The 13,809-nt window shown below is 44.6% G+C and carries 11 protein-coding genes and 2 tRNA genes; 11 read left to right on the forward strand and 2 right to left on the reverse strand.

The genetic code is table 11. From position 1 onward, the window contains the following. Nucleotides 1-27: 27 nt before the first annotated feature. Nucleotides 28-1,467 (reverse strand): serine-type D-Ala-D-Ala carboxypeptidase, encoded by a 1,440-nt coding sequence (gene dacB, locus AWH66_RS05320; protein ID WP_083399957.1) that lies wholly within the window; start codon nucleotides 1,465-1,467, stop codon nucleotides 28-30. A 460-nt stretch (nucleotides 1,468-1,927) separates the two neighbouring features. Between dacB and greA the strand changes: the two genes are divergently transcribed. Beyond that, nucleotides 1,928-2,401: a transcription elongation factor GreA gene (greA, locus tag AWH66_RS05325; RefSeq protein ID WP_038225505.1), complete on the forward strand. Its 474-nt coding sequence runs from the start codon at nucleotides 1,928-1,930 to the stop codon at nucleotides 2,399-2,401. A gap of 147 nt (nucleotides 2,402-2,548) precedes the next feature. Here the strand turns inward: greA and yhbY are convergent, their stop codons facing one another. Next, nucleotides 2,549-2,845: a ribosome assembly RNA-binding protein YhbY gene (yhbY, locus tag AWH66_RS05330; RefSeq protein WP_038225582.1), complete on the reverse strand. Its 297-nt coding sequence runs from the start codon at nucleotides 2,843-2,845 to the stop codon at nucleotides 2,549-2,551. A 112-nt stretch (nucleotides 2,846-2,957) separates the two neighbouring features. On the opposite strand from yhbY, the gene rlmE reads away from it, so the two are divergent. The 10 genes from rlmE (at nucleotide 2,958) to infB (ending at nucleotide 13,736) form a co-directional block, all read left to right on the forward strand. Next, the gene (gene rlmE, locus AWH66_RS05335) at nucleotides 2,958-3,587 is read left to right on the forward strand and encodes a 23S rRNA (uridine(2552)-2'-O)-methyltransferase RlmE (protein WP_038225504.1); all 630 of its coding nucleotides are present in this window, start codon (nucleotides 2,958-2,960) and stop codon (nucleotides 3,585-3,587) included. 106 nt (nucleotides 3,588-3,693) lie between these two features. Beyond that, the gene (ftsH, locus tag AWH66_RS05340; RefSeq protein ID WP_063605989.1) at nucleotides 3,694-5,673 is read left to right on the forward strand and encodes an ATP-dependent zinc metalloprotease FtsH; all 1,980 of its coding nucleotides are present in this window, start codon (nucleotides 3,694-3,696) and stop codon (nucleotides 5,671-5,673) included. Nucleotides 5,674-5,728: 55 nt separating this feature from the next. Beyond that, entirely contained in the window at nucleotides 5,729-6,559 is an 831-nt protein-coding gene (gene folP / locus AWH66_RS05345; RefSeq protein ID WP_063605990.1) for a dihydropteroate synthase, read from the forward strand. A 21-nt stretch (nucleotides 6,560-6,580) separates the two neighbouring features. Beyond that, nucleotides 6,581-7,918, forward strand: a complete 1,338-nt coding sequence (glmM, locus tag AWH66_RS05350; protein WP_063605991.1) for a phosphoglucosamine mutase — start codon at nucleotides 6,581-6,583, stop codon at nucleotides 7,916-7,918. 280 nt (nucleotides 7,919-8,198) lie between these two features. Beyond that, on the forward strand, nucleotides 8,199-8,534 hold the full coding sequence (secG, locus tag AWH66_RS05355; protein WP_063605992.1) for a preprotein translocase subunit SecG: 336 nt from the start codon (nucleotides 8,199-8,201) through the stop codon (nucleotides 8,532-8,534). A gap of 34 nt (nucleotides 8,535-8,568) precedes the next feature. Next, a tRNA-Leu gene (locus tag AWH66_RS05360) sits at nucleotides 8,569-8,652 on the forward strand. Nucleotides 8,653-8,707: 55 nt separating this feature from the next. Further along, nucleotides 8,708-8,784 (forward strand) — tRNA-Met (locus tag AWH66_RS05365). A gap of 235 nt (nucleotides 8,785-9,019) precedes the next feature. Continuing rightward, nucleotides 9,020-9,475: a ribosome maturation factor RimP gene (gene rimP / locus AWH66_RS05370; RefSeq protein WP_006072042.1), complete on the forward strand. Its 456-nt coding sequence runs from the start codon at nucleotides 9,020-9,022 to the stop codon at nucleotides 9,473-9,475. Between the two features lie 33 nt (nucleotides 9,476-9,508). After that, entirely contained in the window at nucleotides 9,509-10,996 is a 1,488-nt protein-coding gene (gene nusA / locus AWH66_RS05375) for a transcription termination factor NusA (RefSeq protein WP_063605993.1), read from the forward strand. Nucleotides 10,997-11,018: 22 nt separating this feature from the next. Beyond that, nucleotides 11,019-13,736 carry a translation initiation factor IF-2 gene (gene infB / locus AWH66_RS05380; protein WP_063605994.1) on the forward strand — a complete coding sequence of 906 codons (2,718 nt, stop codon included), beginning with the start codon at nucleotides 11,019-11,021 and terminating at the stop codon, nucleotides 13,734-13,736. Nucleotides 13,737-13,809: the final 73 nt, after the last annotated feature.

Below are 13,809 nucleotides of genomic sequence, written 5' to 3' on the forward strand. Positions count from 1 at the left end.
GTAGAGAGTCACTTAAGTAAAGCGCAGCTAGGGCTGCGCTTTGTTTTTTGAACGTCCCAAAGAGTAACTATAGTCTACTACTTGACGATAGTAGCTCTGCTCAAACTGTGTTAATGGTGAAATAGTGGGAGTTTTCGTTTTCGGCTTTTGAGGGTGATAGTCGGTGACAAACTGCACGAACAGACTCTCTGGTTTCCCCTTATCATCAAGGCCATATCCCATCATGTTGTAAGTTCCGAATAGCGACCCACTTTTGGCGATAAGTGCGCCTTTGATAGGAGCTTTTCTCATACTAGAGCGATATTTCAATGTGCCATTGTTGCCGGAAACCGGCATGAGCTTGATGAGCTTTAATGTACTGTCATGGTCATAGATATAGCGCAATACTTGCTGCATTTGGTTGGCAGTAAGACGATTATTGCGTGAAAGCCCAGAGCCATCTTCAAGCACGGCAGATTGAATGTCGATACCGGCTTTAGTCTGCAAAATCTCTTTAATTGCGGCTGTTCCGTTATTAAATGAACCTGCTTGACCGTAATAGCGAGCGCCGAGTGTTTTGGTGATATTGTCGGCATAGAGGTTATTGGAGTCTTGAAGCATCACGGCCAATAACTCAGGAAGAGGTTTTGAGCGTTGGATAAATAGTGGCTGCTCATTCGCTATGTCAGGGTTACCTATCTTTATCTCACCTTTAAGATTCATTCCTAAACGCTTGAGCTCTGCTTTGATAACTTCTGAGGTAAATAAATTGGGTGAGGCGACAGCAAATTTAAGTGGTAAGGGGGAGCTTCTATTGACCACACAACCATCAATTGAGTAGTGGTTTTGTCCATCAAATTGAAGTTCGAGGTCGCAGTGAGCTTGTTCTTGAGCTTGTTTAGAAAGACTAACGGCAGAAGTAGAGACAGTAATAGGCTGGTGAGCAGGAACATTTACCCGCGTAGTGCCATTTTTATTGGTATAAAGGGCACCTTGGACACAGTTACCATCTAAGGTAATCGCTGAAGATGGGGCGCTATAGCAGACACCGAGAATGTCCCACGGCCATCCGACAGCTCTTTCGTATCCGCTGAACACAGTATCATCGAGCCATATCGTATCGATGTTGTTGCCGACACTTGATTTAGCTTCTTTTAGCATCGTTCTTAGCGCTTCGCGGCTAAAAGTTGGATCGCCTGTATAGCGAATAATCAAGGTGTTTTTAGAGTGTGATAGTACCGTTTCAAAACGAAAATCATTGGGTAGCGCGAGCTTTGCCGCGAGCGCAGTGACCACTTTAAGCGTGCTAGCGGGAGGAAAAAACTGGTTGGCATCTAGTGAGATGAGCGCTTCTGTTGGTGAATGCAATGGCGCTAAGAGTAATGCGTTGCGGCTACCGTCTGGCAAGTAATGAGTCGCGTCGACTCCAGTAGCGAAAGAGGAAAAAGGTAGCATCATTAATGCAGTGAGCAAGCATTTGGATTTCATAAGTCGGTTCGTTAAGGTGGGCTTAGTTTTAATGTAGGCTAACAACCTATTAAGTCGAGATAAAGTGATAAATTATCAAAGAAATCTATGAAGTTTTTATCTCATGATAGACAGTGAAATACGATATGCATTTGTTGACAATATAAGTCTCAACTTAGTTGAGTTGACCTTGCTTATGCTAAGAGACCTAAGCTATATTGTCTTGCTGACCAGTAAGCTTTCGAACTTAAGGCAGAATAGAGCCAGTGTTCACTTCGAAACACACAGATAGTCGTCGCAATTGTGAATCTTAAGATGATTGATTGTTTCTAGCATCAATAAACGAATGTGTGAATTTCAGTGATTTGTATACGCACTTTGATTACACTAGGCTTAATCCAGTTATTTTTTAAATTGTACTCAGGCTCGCTTGAGTAGGGTTTTATTGTCCAAAGTCCGCTTTGGAAAAGAGGTTGTTAAAATGGAAAAGGTTCCAATGACAGTACGTGGCGAACAACAGCTACGTGAAGATTTAGATCGTCTACTTAAGCTTCGCCCACAAATTTCTGAAGCTATCGCTGAAGCTCGTGAGCTAGGTGACCTAAAAGAAAATGCTGAGTACCATGCAGCGCGTGAAGAGCAAGGCATCTGTGAAGCTCAAATTCGTGATATTGAATATAAACTCTCTGTAGCTCAAGTTATCGATGTGACTAAGCTAGACAACTCTGGCAAGATTATCTTTGGCTCTACAGTGACTTTGATTGATATCGATACTGACGCTGAACAGACTTACCAAATCGTTGGTGATGACGAAGCCGATATCAAGTCAGGCCGTATTTCAGTGAGTTCTCCAATTGCACGTGGACTGATTGGCAAAATGGAAGGCGATGAAGTGACCATCGTGACTCCAGGCGGTCAAAAAGATTTTGAAATCGATAAAGTTGCTTATATCTAAGCTGATTTCACTGAGAAAAAGTCGCCAATGGCGGCTTTTTTTGTTGATGAGGTATGTGTTCAGGATGTAAGAAAAATGAAAAGGCCGCTGTTGCGACCTTTTCCACTTTGAAACAAAATGTTTCAATCAAATCAAACGGTGAGCAAATTATTTGCGTGGCAGTTCGATTTTCTTTTGCTCTGACTGACGGTAAAGAACAAGCGTCTTACCGATAACCTGAACTTTTTCAGCTTTAGTTTCGCGCACAATAGCGTCGATAATCAGTAGCTTAGTTTCACGGTCTTCTGATGCCACTTTCACTTTAATCAGTTCGTGGTGGTCAAGAGCGATTTCTACTTCCGCTAGAACAGCCTCTGTTAGTCCATTTGCGCCTAGAAGCACGACAGGTTTAAGTGCGTGTGCTAGGCCTTTTAGGTGCTGCTTTTGTTTGGTGCTTAGGTTCATAACGCGGCCAAATTTATTTACTATTAGGGTTGAAAAGTCGTATTTTAACGCCATCTAATGACGAAGACTATACTTTATTCTGAGGGCGTGCCCTTATTGAGTTGGAATTTGAATGAGTAAGCAAAAACATTCGGCCAGTTCTGGTCGTTGGTTGAAAGAGCATTTTGATGATAAATATGCGAATGAAGCCAGAAGAAAAGGTTACCGCTCTCGTGCTATCTTTAAGATTGAAGAGATTCAAAATAAAGATAAGTTGCTGAAACCTGGGATGACAGTCGTTGACTTAGGCGCTGCTCCTGGTGGCTGGTCTCAATACGCCGCAAAGGTTTTAGGTGATGAAGGACAGGTAATTGCTTGTGATTTATTACCGATGGATCCAATATCAGGTGTAAGCTTTCTTCAAGGGGACTTCCGAGAAGAAGCGGTTCTAAATGCACTACTCGAAAGAATCCAACCGGATATGGTCGACGTAGTAATGTCTGATATGGCTCCTAACATGGCAGGTAACTTATCTGTCGATCAGCCTAGAGCAATGTATCTTGTTGAACTAGCATTAGATATGTGTCATCAAACTTTGGCGCCGGGCGGCAGTTTCGTAGTGAAAGTGTTCCAAGGTGAAGGATTTGATGAATATGTCAAACAGGTGCGTGATGCCTTCAAAGTAGTGAAGATTCGCAAACCAGACTCATCTAGAGCTCGCTCTCGTGAGGTGTTTATTGTAGCTAATGGTTTCAAAGGCTGAACATTAGTTTACAAAGACAAAATTAACAATGTAGCTACAGCCGAAAAACTGTAGTACCCTACCTTTAATTACAATTAGTTATCGAGAGGCTGACACCTTGAGTGACATGGCAAAGAATTTAATTTTGTGGTTAGTCATCGCCGTTGTGTTGATGTCGGTATTCCAAAGCTTTGGACCAGGCGAAAGCAACGGTCGAGCGGTAGATTACACCACGTTCGTACAGGAAGTTGGCAATGGCCAGATTCAAGAAGCTCAATTTAAAGACAGCGAGATAACCTTTACTCGCCGTGGCGGTGGCAGTCGCTTTGTGACTTACATGCCAGTTTATGATCAAAAGCTACTTGATGACCTAATTAACCAAAACGTAAAAGTTTCAGGGACACCACCAGAAGAACAAAGCCTACTGGGCACTATCTTTATCTCATGGTTCCCAATGATTCTTCTTATTGGTGTTTGGATTTTCTTCATGCGTCAAATGCAAGGCGGCGGTGGTAAAGGTGCCATGTCGTTTGGTAAGAGCAAAGCTCGTATGATGAGTGAAGAGCAGATCAAAACCACATTTGCTGATGTTGCAGGTTGTGATGAAGCAAAAGAAGACGTAAAAGAGCTAGTAGATTACCTACGTGATCCAAGCCGTTTCCAGAAATTGGGTGGTAAGATCCCAACTGGTGTTCTAATGGTTGGTCCTCCAGGTACTGGTAAAACGTTGCTTGCTAAAGCTATCGCTGGTGAAGCAAAAGTACCGTTCTTCACTATCTCTGGTTCAGATTTCGTTGAAATGTTCGTTGGTGTCGGTGCATCTCGTGTACGTGACATGTTCGAGCAAGCGAAGAAAGCAGCACCTTGTATTATCTTCATCGATGAGATCGATGCGGTAGGTCGTCAGCGTGGCGCTGGTGTTGGTGGCGGTCACGATGAACGTGAACAAACATTGAACCAAATGCTTGTAGAAATGGATGGCTTTGAAGGTAACGAAGGTATCATTGTTATCGCAGCAACTAACCGTCCTGACGTTCTCGACCCTGCACTACTTCGTCCTGGTCGTTTCGACCGCCAAGTTGTGGTTGGTCTACCGGATGTTCGTGGTCGCGAGCAGATTCTGAAAGTTCACATGCGTAAAGTACCTCTAGCGTCAGACGTAGAGCCATCTTTGATAGCACGTGGTACTCCAGGTTTCTCAGGTGCAGATCTCGCTAACCTAGTTAACGAAGCAGCACTATTTGCTGCGCGCGGTAATAAGCGCAATGTATCTATGGTTGAGTTCGAACTTGCGAAAGATAAGATCATGATGGGTGCAGAACGACGTTCTATGGTTCTTTCGGAAGAAACCAAAGAATCGACGGCATACCACGAAGCGGGTCACGCGATAGTTGGTCGTTTGGTTCCTGAACACGATCCAGTGTATAAGGTCTCCATCATTCCACGTGGTCGTGCACTGGGTGTGACTATGTACTTACCTGAGCAAGATCGTGTGAGCATGTCGCGCCAACACTTAGAGTCTATGATTTCTAGCCTCTATGGTGGCCGTCTTGCTGAAGAGCTTATCTATGGTAAAGACAAAGTGTCGACTGGTGCTTCGAATGATATCGAACGTGCAACTGATATTGCTCGTAAGATGGTAACGCAGTGGGGCTTTTCTGAGAAATTGGGTCCGTTGCTATATGCAGAAGACGAAGGTGAGGTATTCCTTGGTCGCAGCGTTACTCAGACTAAGCATATTTCTGGTGAAACTGCGAAACTAATCGATGAAGAAGTTCGTCTCATTATTGACCGCAACTATGACCGTGCGAGAAAAATCCTAGAAGACAACATGGATATCATGCACACGATGAAAGATGCGTTGGTCAAGTACGAAACCATCGACGCAGGTCAAATTGATGACTTGATGGAACGAAAAGACGATATTCGTGAGCCGGCAGGTTGGGGTGACCAAGTTAAGTCTCAGCAGGAAAGTGCTCCAGAGCCAAAAGCGGAAGCCAAGCCGCAACAGGTTGAGCCCAAAGTAGAGGAGTCTGCACCTGCTGTAGATACTGACGCGAAGGCTGAAAAGGTAGATTCTGAACCAACGAAAAAAGATTCAGAATAAACATTAATAAATAAGCCCCGAGTCTTGCTCGGGGCTTTTCTTGTTTATGGCAACTATGATTCTAAAAGCAAACAATAAATCCCTCCCTTTGGATCGCCCACATGTCATGGGTATCGTTAATGTTACCCCTGACTCGTTTTCTGACGGCGGAAAATTCAATTCTATCGATGCAGCTCTGACTCAGGTTAAATCTATGATTCAAGCGGGTGTATCGATCATTGATATCGGTGGCGAGTCAACACGTCCTGGTGCGCCAGACGTGACACTCGAGGAAGAATTATCACGCGTAATTCCGATTATCCAGGCGATTCGTGAACGCTACGATGTCTGGATCTCAATTGACACCAGTAAAGCTGAAGTGATGCAAAAGGCAATTGAAGCGGGTGCGGATATCATCAATGATGTTCGAGCACTACAAGAGCCCGGAGCACTCCAAGTCGCCGCTAATTCTGGTGTTCCGATTTGCTTGATGCATATGCAAGGTCAGCCTAGGACCATGCAAACGAATCCAACTTATGATGATTTACTTGCAGATGTGGCTGAGTTTCTAGAGCAACGCGTTAAGGCCTGTGAGGAAGTAGGAATTAAAAAAGAACAATTGATTCTTGACCCTGGATTTGGTTTTGGTAAAACGCTAGAGCATAATTATCACCTTCTGGCTCATCTGGAGAAATTTCACCAGTTTGGTCTGCCAATACTGGCGGGGATGTCGAGAAAGTCGATGATCTTTAAATTACTTGATAAAGCGCCAGCAGATTGTCTTGCTGGGAGCTTAGCTTGCGCGACGCTTGCCGCAGCTAAAGGTGCCCAAATTATTCGTGTGCACGATGCAGAAGAAACCATCGAAGCGATGAAAATTGTTCAGATGATGCAATCAAATATATAAAAATAAAATTAGGGAAATACTATGTCACAACGACGCTATTTTGGTACTGATGGTATTCGTGGAAAGGTCGGTCAATTTCCGATCACACCAGACTTTGTACTGAAACTAGGTTGGGCTGCTGGCCGAGTGCTTGCAAAGCAAGGCACTAAAAAGGTTATCATCGGTAAGGATACTCGTATCTCTGGCTACATGCTGGAATCTGCGTTGGAAGCTGGTCTTTCTGCGGCAGGTCTAAAAGCTATTTTCACCGGCCCATTGCCAACACCAGCCGTTGCTTACCTTACTCAGACGTTTCGTGCCGAGGCTGGTATCGTTATTTCCGCGTCACACAACCCATATTACGACAACGGTATTAAGTTTTTCTCTTCGGAAGGCACGAAACTGCCGGACGCGATTGAATTGGCCATTGAAGAAGAGCTCGACAAAGATATTGAATGTGTTGAATCTGCTGAATTGGGTAAAGCAAGCCGTTTAAATGATGCAGCTGGTCGTTACATTGAATTTTGTAAAAGTACTTTCCCACATGATCTGAGCCTAGCGGGATTAAAAATTGTTCTAGATTGTGCTCATGGTGCGACGTACAAAATTGCACCGTCTGTGTTTGCCGAATTAGGTGCTGATATCATCACAATGGGTGTTGAGCCAGATGGGACGAACATCAACCACGAAGTAGGCGCAACGGATGTACGTTCTTTACAAGCTCGAGTGGTCGCTGAACAAGCAGATATAGGCTTAGCGTTTGATGGTGATGGTGACCGCATTATTATGGTTGACCACCTAGGCAACAAAGTTGATGGCGACCAAATCGCTTATATTATTGCTCGTGATGCACTGCGCCGCGGTGAACTAAAAGGCGGTGTTGTTGGTACATTGATGACCAACTTAGGGATGGAAAACGGCCTTAAGCAGTTAGGAATTCCTTTTGTTCGCGCAGCAGTTGGTGACCGTTACGTAATGGAGCAACTGTTAGAGAAAGGTTGGCGTATTGGTGCTGAAAACTCTGGGCACGTTATTCTTCTTGATAAAGTCACCACTGGTGATGCGATTGTTGCGGCACTGCAAGTACTGGCTTCTATCGTTGGTGCGAAAATGTCACTCAATGAACTAGCAAGTGGCATGACGCTTTATCCTCAAGTACTGATTAATGTTCGCTTTAGTGGTGATGAAAACCCATTGGAAGCGGATGCTGTTATTGCTGCAGTGAAGAAAGCAGAAGCAGATCTAGGTGATAAAGGTCGAGTGCTTCTGCGTAAATCAGGTACTGAACCGCTGTTGCGAGTTATGGTTGAAGGTGAGGATGAAACTTTGGTTAACGACTCAGCTCAGTACATTGCCGATATTGTAAAAGAAAACTGCTAACCTTCGCGGGCTATTGTATTTAACAAGAACCAAAAATTGCTTTTGGTTCTTGTTTGTTTTCTATATGATTAACCGCTTCTTCTTTACGATAATTGAGCTTTCGCCTTTTTTTTGAGCGGTTAACGGCTCGGCGAAAGATTTTTGTCATTTTTCTCTTGTCAGTCAGTGCGGCATTCGCTAGTATTGCCACCGCCTTCTCTTAGGAGGTCATAGCCAGGTTTTCAATGCATGTAGCAATGGAAGCAGCGCTGGCTCAACAATTTGGAACATAGGTGGACAAATGATTCAAGTTCTACTTGTGATTTACCTGTTGGCTGCGCTTGGTGTTATTGGCCTAGTGTTAATTCAACAAGGTAAAGGCGCAGATATGGGAGCCTCATTCGGTGCTGGCGCGTCAAACACTGTGTTTGGTGCTAGTGGCTCAGGAAATTTCCTAACCCGAATGACTGCAATTTTTGCAATCGTATTTTTTGTTATCAGCTTAGTACTTGGCAACATGTACACTCACAAAGGTGAGTCTCAATGGGTTGACCCTTCTCAAGGTCAAGTTGTTGAACAGCAAGTTGATACAGTGAGTGATGTTCCTGCTAAAAGCAGTGATGAAATCCCTCAATAAGTTAGTCGTTATTTGCTAGACGATTAGCTTAAATGCCGAGATGGTGAAATTGGTAGACACGCTAGCATGAGGTGCTAGTGCCTTTGGTGTGAGGGTTCGAGTCCCTCTCTCGGCACCATTATTTATAAACTTGTAATACAGTTTGGTGAGCGTATAATGCTCAGCAAGTCGGACGCGGGGTGGAGCAGCTTGGTAGCTCGTCGGGCTCATAACCCGAAGGTCGTCGGTTCAAATCCGGCCCCCGCAACCAATACTTTCTAAGTGTTGATGGATTGCAAGTTTAGCAGTGTGAAAAAATCACTGCACACTAAGAAAACACTAACTAATATCATTAGAGTGTTACTTTTTCTTAGTGATCAGGGTCCAGCAACAAAAAACCCCGACTTTCGGGGTTTTTTGTTATTTGAGCTTTTTGAAAATGCTTGAATAAATGCTTGGAATTTAAATTGGGCTATATGCCCTTTTTTTGTTTCTGGAGTGGTTAAATGACTGGTTTAGAAAGACAACTTACAGAATTGCTCGAAGCGCCTGTTGAGGCACTTGGCTACGAGCTTGTTGGTTTAGAGTTCATCCGTGCTGGTGAGCATTCTACCCTTCGTATCTATATCGACCATGAAGATGGTATTACTGTTGATGCTTGCGCAGAAGTAAGTCATCAAGTAAGTGCAGTAATGGATGTTGAAGACCCAATTACGGTGGCTTATAACCTAGAGGTGTCTTCACCAGGCTTAGAAAGACCACTTTTCAAAGCAGCACACTACGAACAATTTATTGGTCACGAGGTCAGCATCGTCTTAAAAATGGCTGTGGGTAACCGTCGTAAGTGGAAAGGTACAATCCAATCTATTGAAGGCGAGACTGTCACAATCATTGTTGACGGCAACGAAGAAGAAATGGCACTAAGTAACATTTCTAAAGCTAACCTGATCCCTAAATTTTAGGTCCCTAATAATAAAAGCTTAGAGGCTAGATAAATGAGTAAAGAAATTTTAGCGGTAGTAGAAGCAGTTTCTAACGAGAAAGCTGTTCCTCGTGAGCGTATTTTTGAAGCGCTAGAAATTGCACTAGCGACATCAACTAAAAAGAAACACGAAATCGAAATTGATGTACGTGTAGCTATTGACCGTAAAACGGGCGAATTCGAAACATTCCGTCGTTGGATGGCAGTAGAAGAAGTTGAATTCCCGACAAAAGAAATCTCAATCGAAGCGGCTCAATATGATGACGAGTCTGTTCAAATTGGTGACTTTGTTGAGGAAGAGATTGACTCGGTAACATTTGACCGCATTACGACTCAAACAGCAAAACAAGTCATCGTACAAAAAGTACGTGAAGCTGAGCGTGCACAAATTGTTGAGCAGTTTATTGATAACGAAGGCGATCTAGTAACTGGTGTGGTTAAGAAAGTTAACCGCGACACTATCATTCTAGACCTTGGTAATAACGCTGAAGCGGTTATTCTTCGTGATGATCAGCTACCACGTGAAAACTTCCGTCCAGGCGACCGCGTACGTGGTCTTCTGTACAAAGTGGCTCCAGAAGCTCGTGGCTTCCAGCTATTCATTACTCGCTCTAAGCCAGAAATGCTAGCAGAGTTATTCCGTGTTGAAGTGCCGGAAATTGCAGAAGAGCTAATTGAACTAAAAGGTGCAGCTCGTGATCCAGGTTCTCGCGCTAAGATCGCTGTGAAAACTAACGATCGTCGTATCGACCCAGTAGGTGCGTGTGTTGGTATGCGTGGTGCGCGTGTTCAAGCTGTATCTGGTGAACTAGGTGGCGAGCGTATTGATATCGTGCTTTGGGACGATAACCCTGCTCAGTTTGTTATCAATGCGATGGCGCCAGCTGATGTGGCTTCTATCATCGTTGACGAAGATGCGCATTCTATGGATATCGCTGTTGAAGCCGATAACCTAGCACAAGCTATCGGTCGTAGTGGTCAAAACGTACGTCTAGCTTCTCAACTAACGGGTTGGGAACTGAACGTAATGACGGTTGCAGACCTACAGAAGAAACACCAAGAAGAAGCAGTTGCTTCTATCGAAAACTTTATGAAGCACCTCGATATCGAGCAGGACTTTGCGGAAATGTTGGTTGAAGAAGGCTTCTCAACTCTAGAAGAAGTGGCGTACGTGCCAGTAAATGAGCTTCTAGAAATCGACGGCTTAAACGAAGAGCTTGTAGAAGAACTTCGTAGCCGTGCTAAAGATGCCCTAACTACACTTGCACTTGCTCAAGAAGAGTCATTTGAAGGTGTTGAGCCAGCAGAAGATCTACTAGCACTTGAAGGTCTTGAGCGTGAAATGGCATTTAAACTAGCTGCCAAAGGTGTAGCTACTCTTGAAGATCTTGCAGACCAAGGTGTAGATGAGTTAGAGGGTATTGAAGGGCTTACAGAAGAGCGCGCAGGCGAGCTAATTATGGCTGCACGTAATATCTGTTGGTTCGGCGACGAAGAATAATAATCAGCAAGGAGGTAGTTGCATGACAAAACTTACGGTTAAAGCACTTAGCGAAGAAATTGGTACGCCAGTGGATCGCCTAATTGAACAACTTGCTGATGCTGGTCTTAACAAATCAGAGAGCGATCAGGTGAATGATGAAGAGAAGCAAACGCTTCTTACTCACTTGAAAAAAGAACATGGTGATACATCGGGTGATGCTGAACCTACACGTCTTACACTTCAACGTAAGACACGTAGCACACTATCTGTTTCTGCAGGTGGCGGTAAAAGCAAAGATGTACAGGTAGAAGTGCGTAAGAAGCGCACTTATGTCAAACGCAGTGCGATCGACGAGCAAGCAAAACGTGAAGCTGAGGAAGCAGCAAATCGTGAGGCGGAAGAGCGTGCACAACGTGAAGCCGAAGAGCTAGCCAAACGTGAAGCTGCAGAAAAAGCACAGCGCGAAGCTGAAGAGAAAGCGAAGCAAGAAGCCGAAGAAAAACGTTTAGCTGAGGAAAAAGCGAAACGTGAAGCGGATGACAAACGCGACGTAGACTCAACAGCAGAAAAGCGCGACGAAGCGGAAAAGGCTAAGAAACAAATGAACGCAAAGAATGCTGAAGCGAAGAAAGAAGCGGACGAGCTGAAGCGCCGTCAAGAAGAAGAGGCGCAACGTAAGGCAGAAGCTGAAGCGGCTCGTCTAGCAGAAGAAGCTCGTAAACTGGCTGAAGAAAACGCAGCTCGTTGGTCTGAGGAAGAGAAGAAGTCAAAAGACAGCGAGAAAGCTGACTACCACACGACGACTTCAACTTATGCTCGTGAAGCAGAAGATGCTCAAGACCGCAGCGAAGAAAAAGCACCTCGTCGTCGTAAGAAAAAATCTGCACAAGAGCGTGATGATTCACGCGGTGGTCGCGGTGGTCGTAACCAGCGTGGTAAAAAAGGTAAGTTGGCTAAACCAACTTCTATGCAGCATGGTTTCGACAAGACAGCAACTGTTGCTAAGCAAGACGTTGTAATTGGTGAGACGATTGTAGTTTCTGAGCTTGCTCAGAAAATGTCAGTAAAAGGCACTGAAGTCATCAAAGTAATGATGAAAATGGGTGCTATGGCGACAATTAACCAAGTTATTGACCAAGAAACTGCAGCTCTTGTTGCAGAAGAAATGGGCCACAAAGTTGTTCTTCGTAAAGAGAACGAGCTGGAAGAAGCTGTACTGTCTGACCGTGATGCTACTTCTGACGCGGTATCTCGTGCTCCAGTTGTTACTATCATGGGTCACGTTGACCACGGTAAGACTTCAACACTTGACTACATTCGTCGTACACACGTTGCTTCTGGCGAAGCGGGTGGTATTACACAGCACATCGGTGCATACCACGTTGAAACTGAAAACGGTATGATCACCTTCCTTGATACTCCAGGACACGCGGCGTTTACTGCTATGCGTGCTCGTGGTGCTCAAGCTACGGATATCGTTGTTCTTGTTGTTGCTGCGGACGATGGCGTAATGCCACAAACGGTTGAAGCTATCCAGCACGCTAAAGCGGCCGGTGTACCTCTAATCGTTGCGGTAAACAAGATCGATAAAGAAGACGCGAACCCAGATAACGTTAAGAACGAGCTGGCACAGTACGATGTTATTCCTGAAGAGTGGGGCGGTGAGAACATGTTCGTTCACATCTCTGCGAAACAAGGTACTAACATTGACGGTCTTCTAGAAGCTATCCTGCTTCAATCTGAAGTACTAGAACTAACAGCCGTTGCTGACGGCATGGCATCGGGTGTGGTTGTTGAGTCATTCCTAGATAAAGGCCGTGGTCCAGTTGCTACCGTACTTGTTCAATCAGGTACTCTACGCAAGGGCGACATCGTACTATGTGGTCAAGAATACGGCCGTGTACGTGCAATGCGTGATGAACTAGGTAAAGAAGTTACAGAAGCTGGTCCTTCTATTCCTGTAGAAATCCTAGGTCTGTCTGGTGTGCCATCATCAGGTGATGAAGCGACTGTAGTACGTGATGAGCGTAAAGCTCGTGAAGTAGCAAACTACCGTCAAGGTAAATTCCGTGACGTGAAACTTGCGCGTCAGCAAAAAGCGAAACTAGAAAACATGTTCTCTAACATGACAGCTGGTGACGTTGCTGAGCTTAACGTAGTACTGAAAGCAGACGTTCAAGGTTCTGTAGAAGCAATCGCAGACTCGCTACTGAAACTGTCTACTGACGAAGTTAAAGTAAACATTGTAGGTTCTGGTGTTGGTGGTATTACAGAAACTGATGCAGTACTTGCAGCAGCATCTAACGCTATCATCCTAGGCTTTAACGTACGTGCAGATGCATCTGCTCGCCGTGCTGTTGAGACTGAAAACCTAGACCTTCGCTACTACTCAATCATCTACCAATTGATTGACGAAGTGAAACAAGCAATGGGCGGTATGCTTGCTCCTGAATTCAAGCAAGAAATCATCGGCCTTGCAGAAGTACGTGATGTATTTAAGTCTCCAAAACTTGGCGCTATCGCAGGTTGTATGGTGACAGAGGGTACTATCAAGCGTAACAACCCAATCCGCGTACTGCGTGATAACGTTGTAATCTACGAAGGTGAGCTAGAATCCCTACGCCGCTTCAAAGATGACGTTCAAGAAGTTAAGAACGGTTACGAGTGTGGTATCGGCGTTAAAAACTACAACGATGTTCGCGTTGGCGACCAAATCGAAGTATTCGAAATCGTTGAAATTAAACGTACTCTAGACTAATTGACAAAATTGCTACTCAGCTTTTAACTTGAGTATTGATGGTTGTTGAATACGCCATGGGGGGCTGGTTAAT

The sequence above is a fragment of the Vibrio barjaei genome (assembly GCF_001639065.2).
Lineage (GTDB): Bacteria > Pseudomonadota > Gammaproteobacteria > Enterobacterales > Vibrionaceae > Vibrio > Vibrio barjaei.

What these genes read in the sequence shown, in the direction of transcription:
- glmM (WP_063605991.1), top strand. Translation starts at nt 6,581, where the DNA reads ATGTCACAACGACGCTATTTTGGTACTGATGGTATTCGTGGAAAGGTC.
- infB (WP_063605994.1), top strand. Translation starts at nt 11,019, where the DNA reads ATGACAAAACTTACGGTTAAAGCACTTAGCGAAGAAATTGGTACGCCA.
- rimP (WP_006072042.1), top strand. Translation starts at nt 9,020, where the DNA reads ATGACTGGTTTAGAAAGACAACTTACAGAATTGCTCGAAGCGCCTGTT.
- rlmE (WP_038225504.1), top strand. Translation starts at nt 2,958, where the DNA reads ATGAGTAAGCAAAAACATTCGGCCAGTTCTGGTCGTTGGTTGAAAGAG.
- secG (WP_063605992.1), top strand. Translation starts at nt 8,199, where the DNA reads ATGATTCAAGTTCTACTTGTGATTTACCTGTTGGCTGCGCTTGGTGTT.
- yhbY (WP_038225582.1), bottom strand. Translation starts at nt 2,845, where the DNA reads ATGAACCTAAGCACCAAACAAAAGCAGCACCTAAAAGGCCTAGCACAC.
- greA (WP_038225505.1), top strand. Translation starts at nt 1,928, where the DNA reads ATGGAAAAGGTTCCAATGACAGTACGTGGCGAACAACAGCTACGTGAA.
- folP (WP_063605990.1), top strand. Translation starts at nt 5,729, where the DNA reads ATGATTCTAAAAGCAAACAATAAATCCCTCCCTTTGGATCGCCCACAT.
- nusA (WP_063605993.1), top strand. Translation starts at nt 9,509, where the DNA reads ATGAGTAAAGAAATTTTAGCGGTAGTAGAAGCAGTTTCTAACGAGAAA.
- dacB (WP_083399957.1), bottom strand. Translation starts at nt 1,467, where the DNA reads ATGAAATCCAAATGCTTGCTCACTGCATTAATGATGCTACCTTTTTCC.
- ftsH (WP_063605989.1), top strand. Translation starts at nt 3,694, where the DNA reads ATGGCAAAGAATTTAATTTTGTGGTTAGTCATCGCCGTTGTGTTGATG.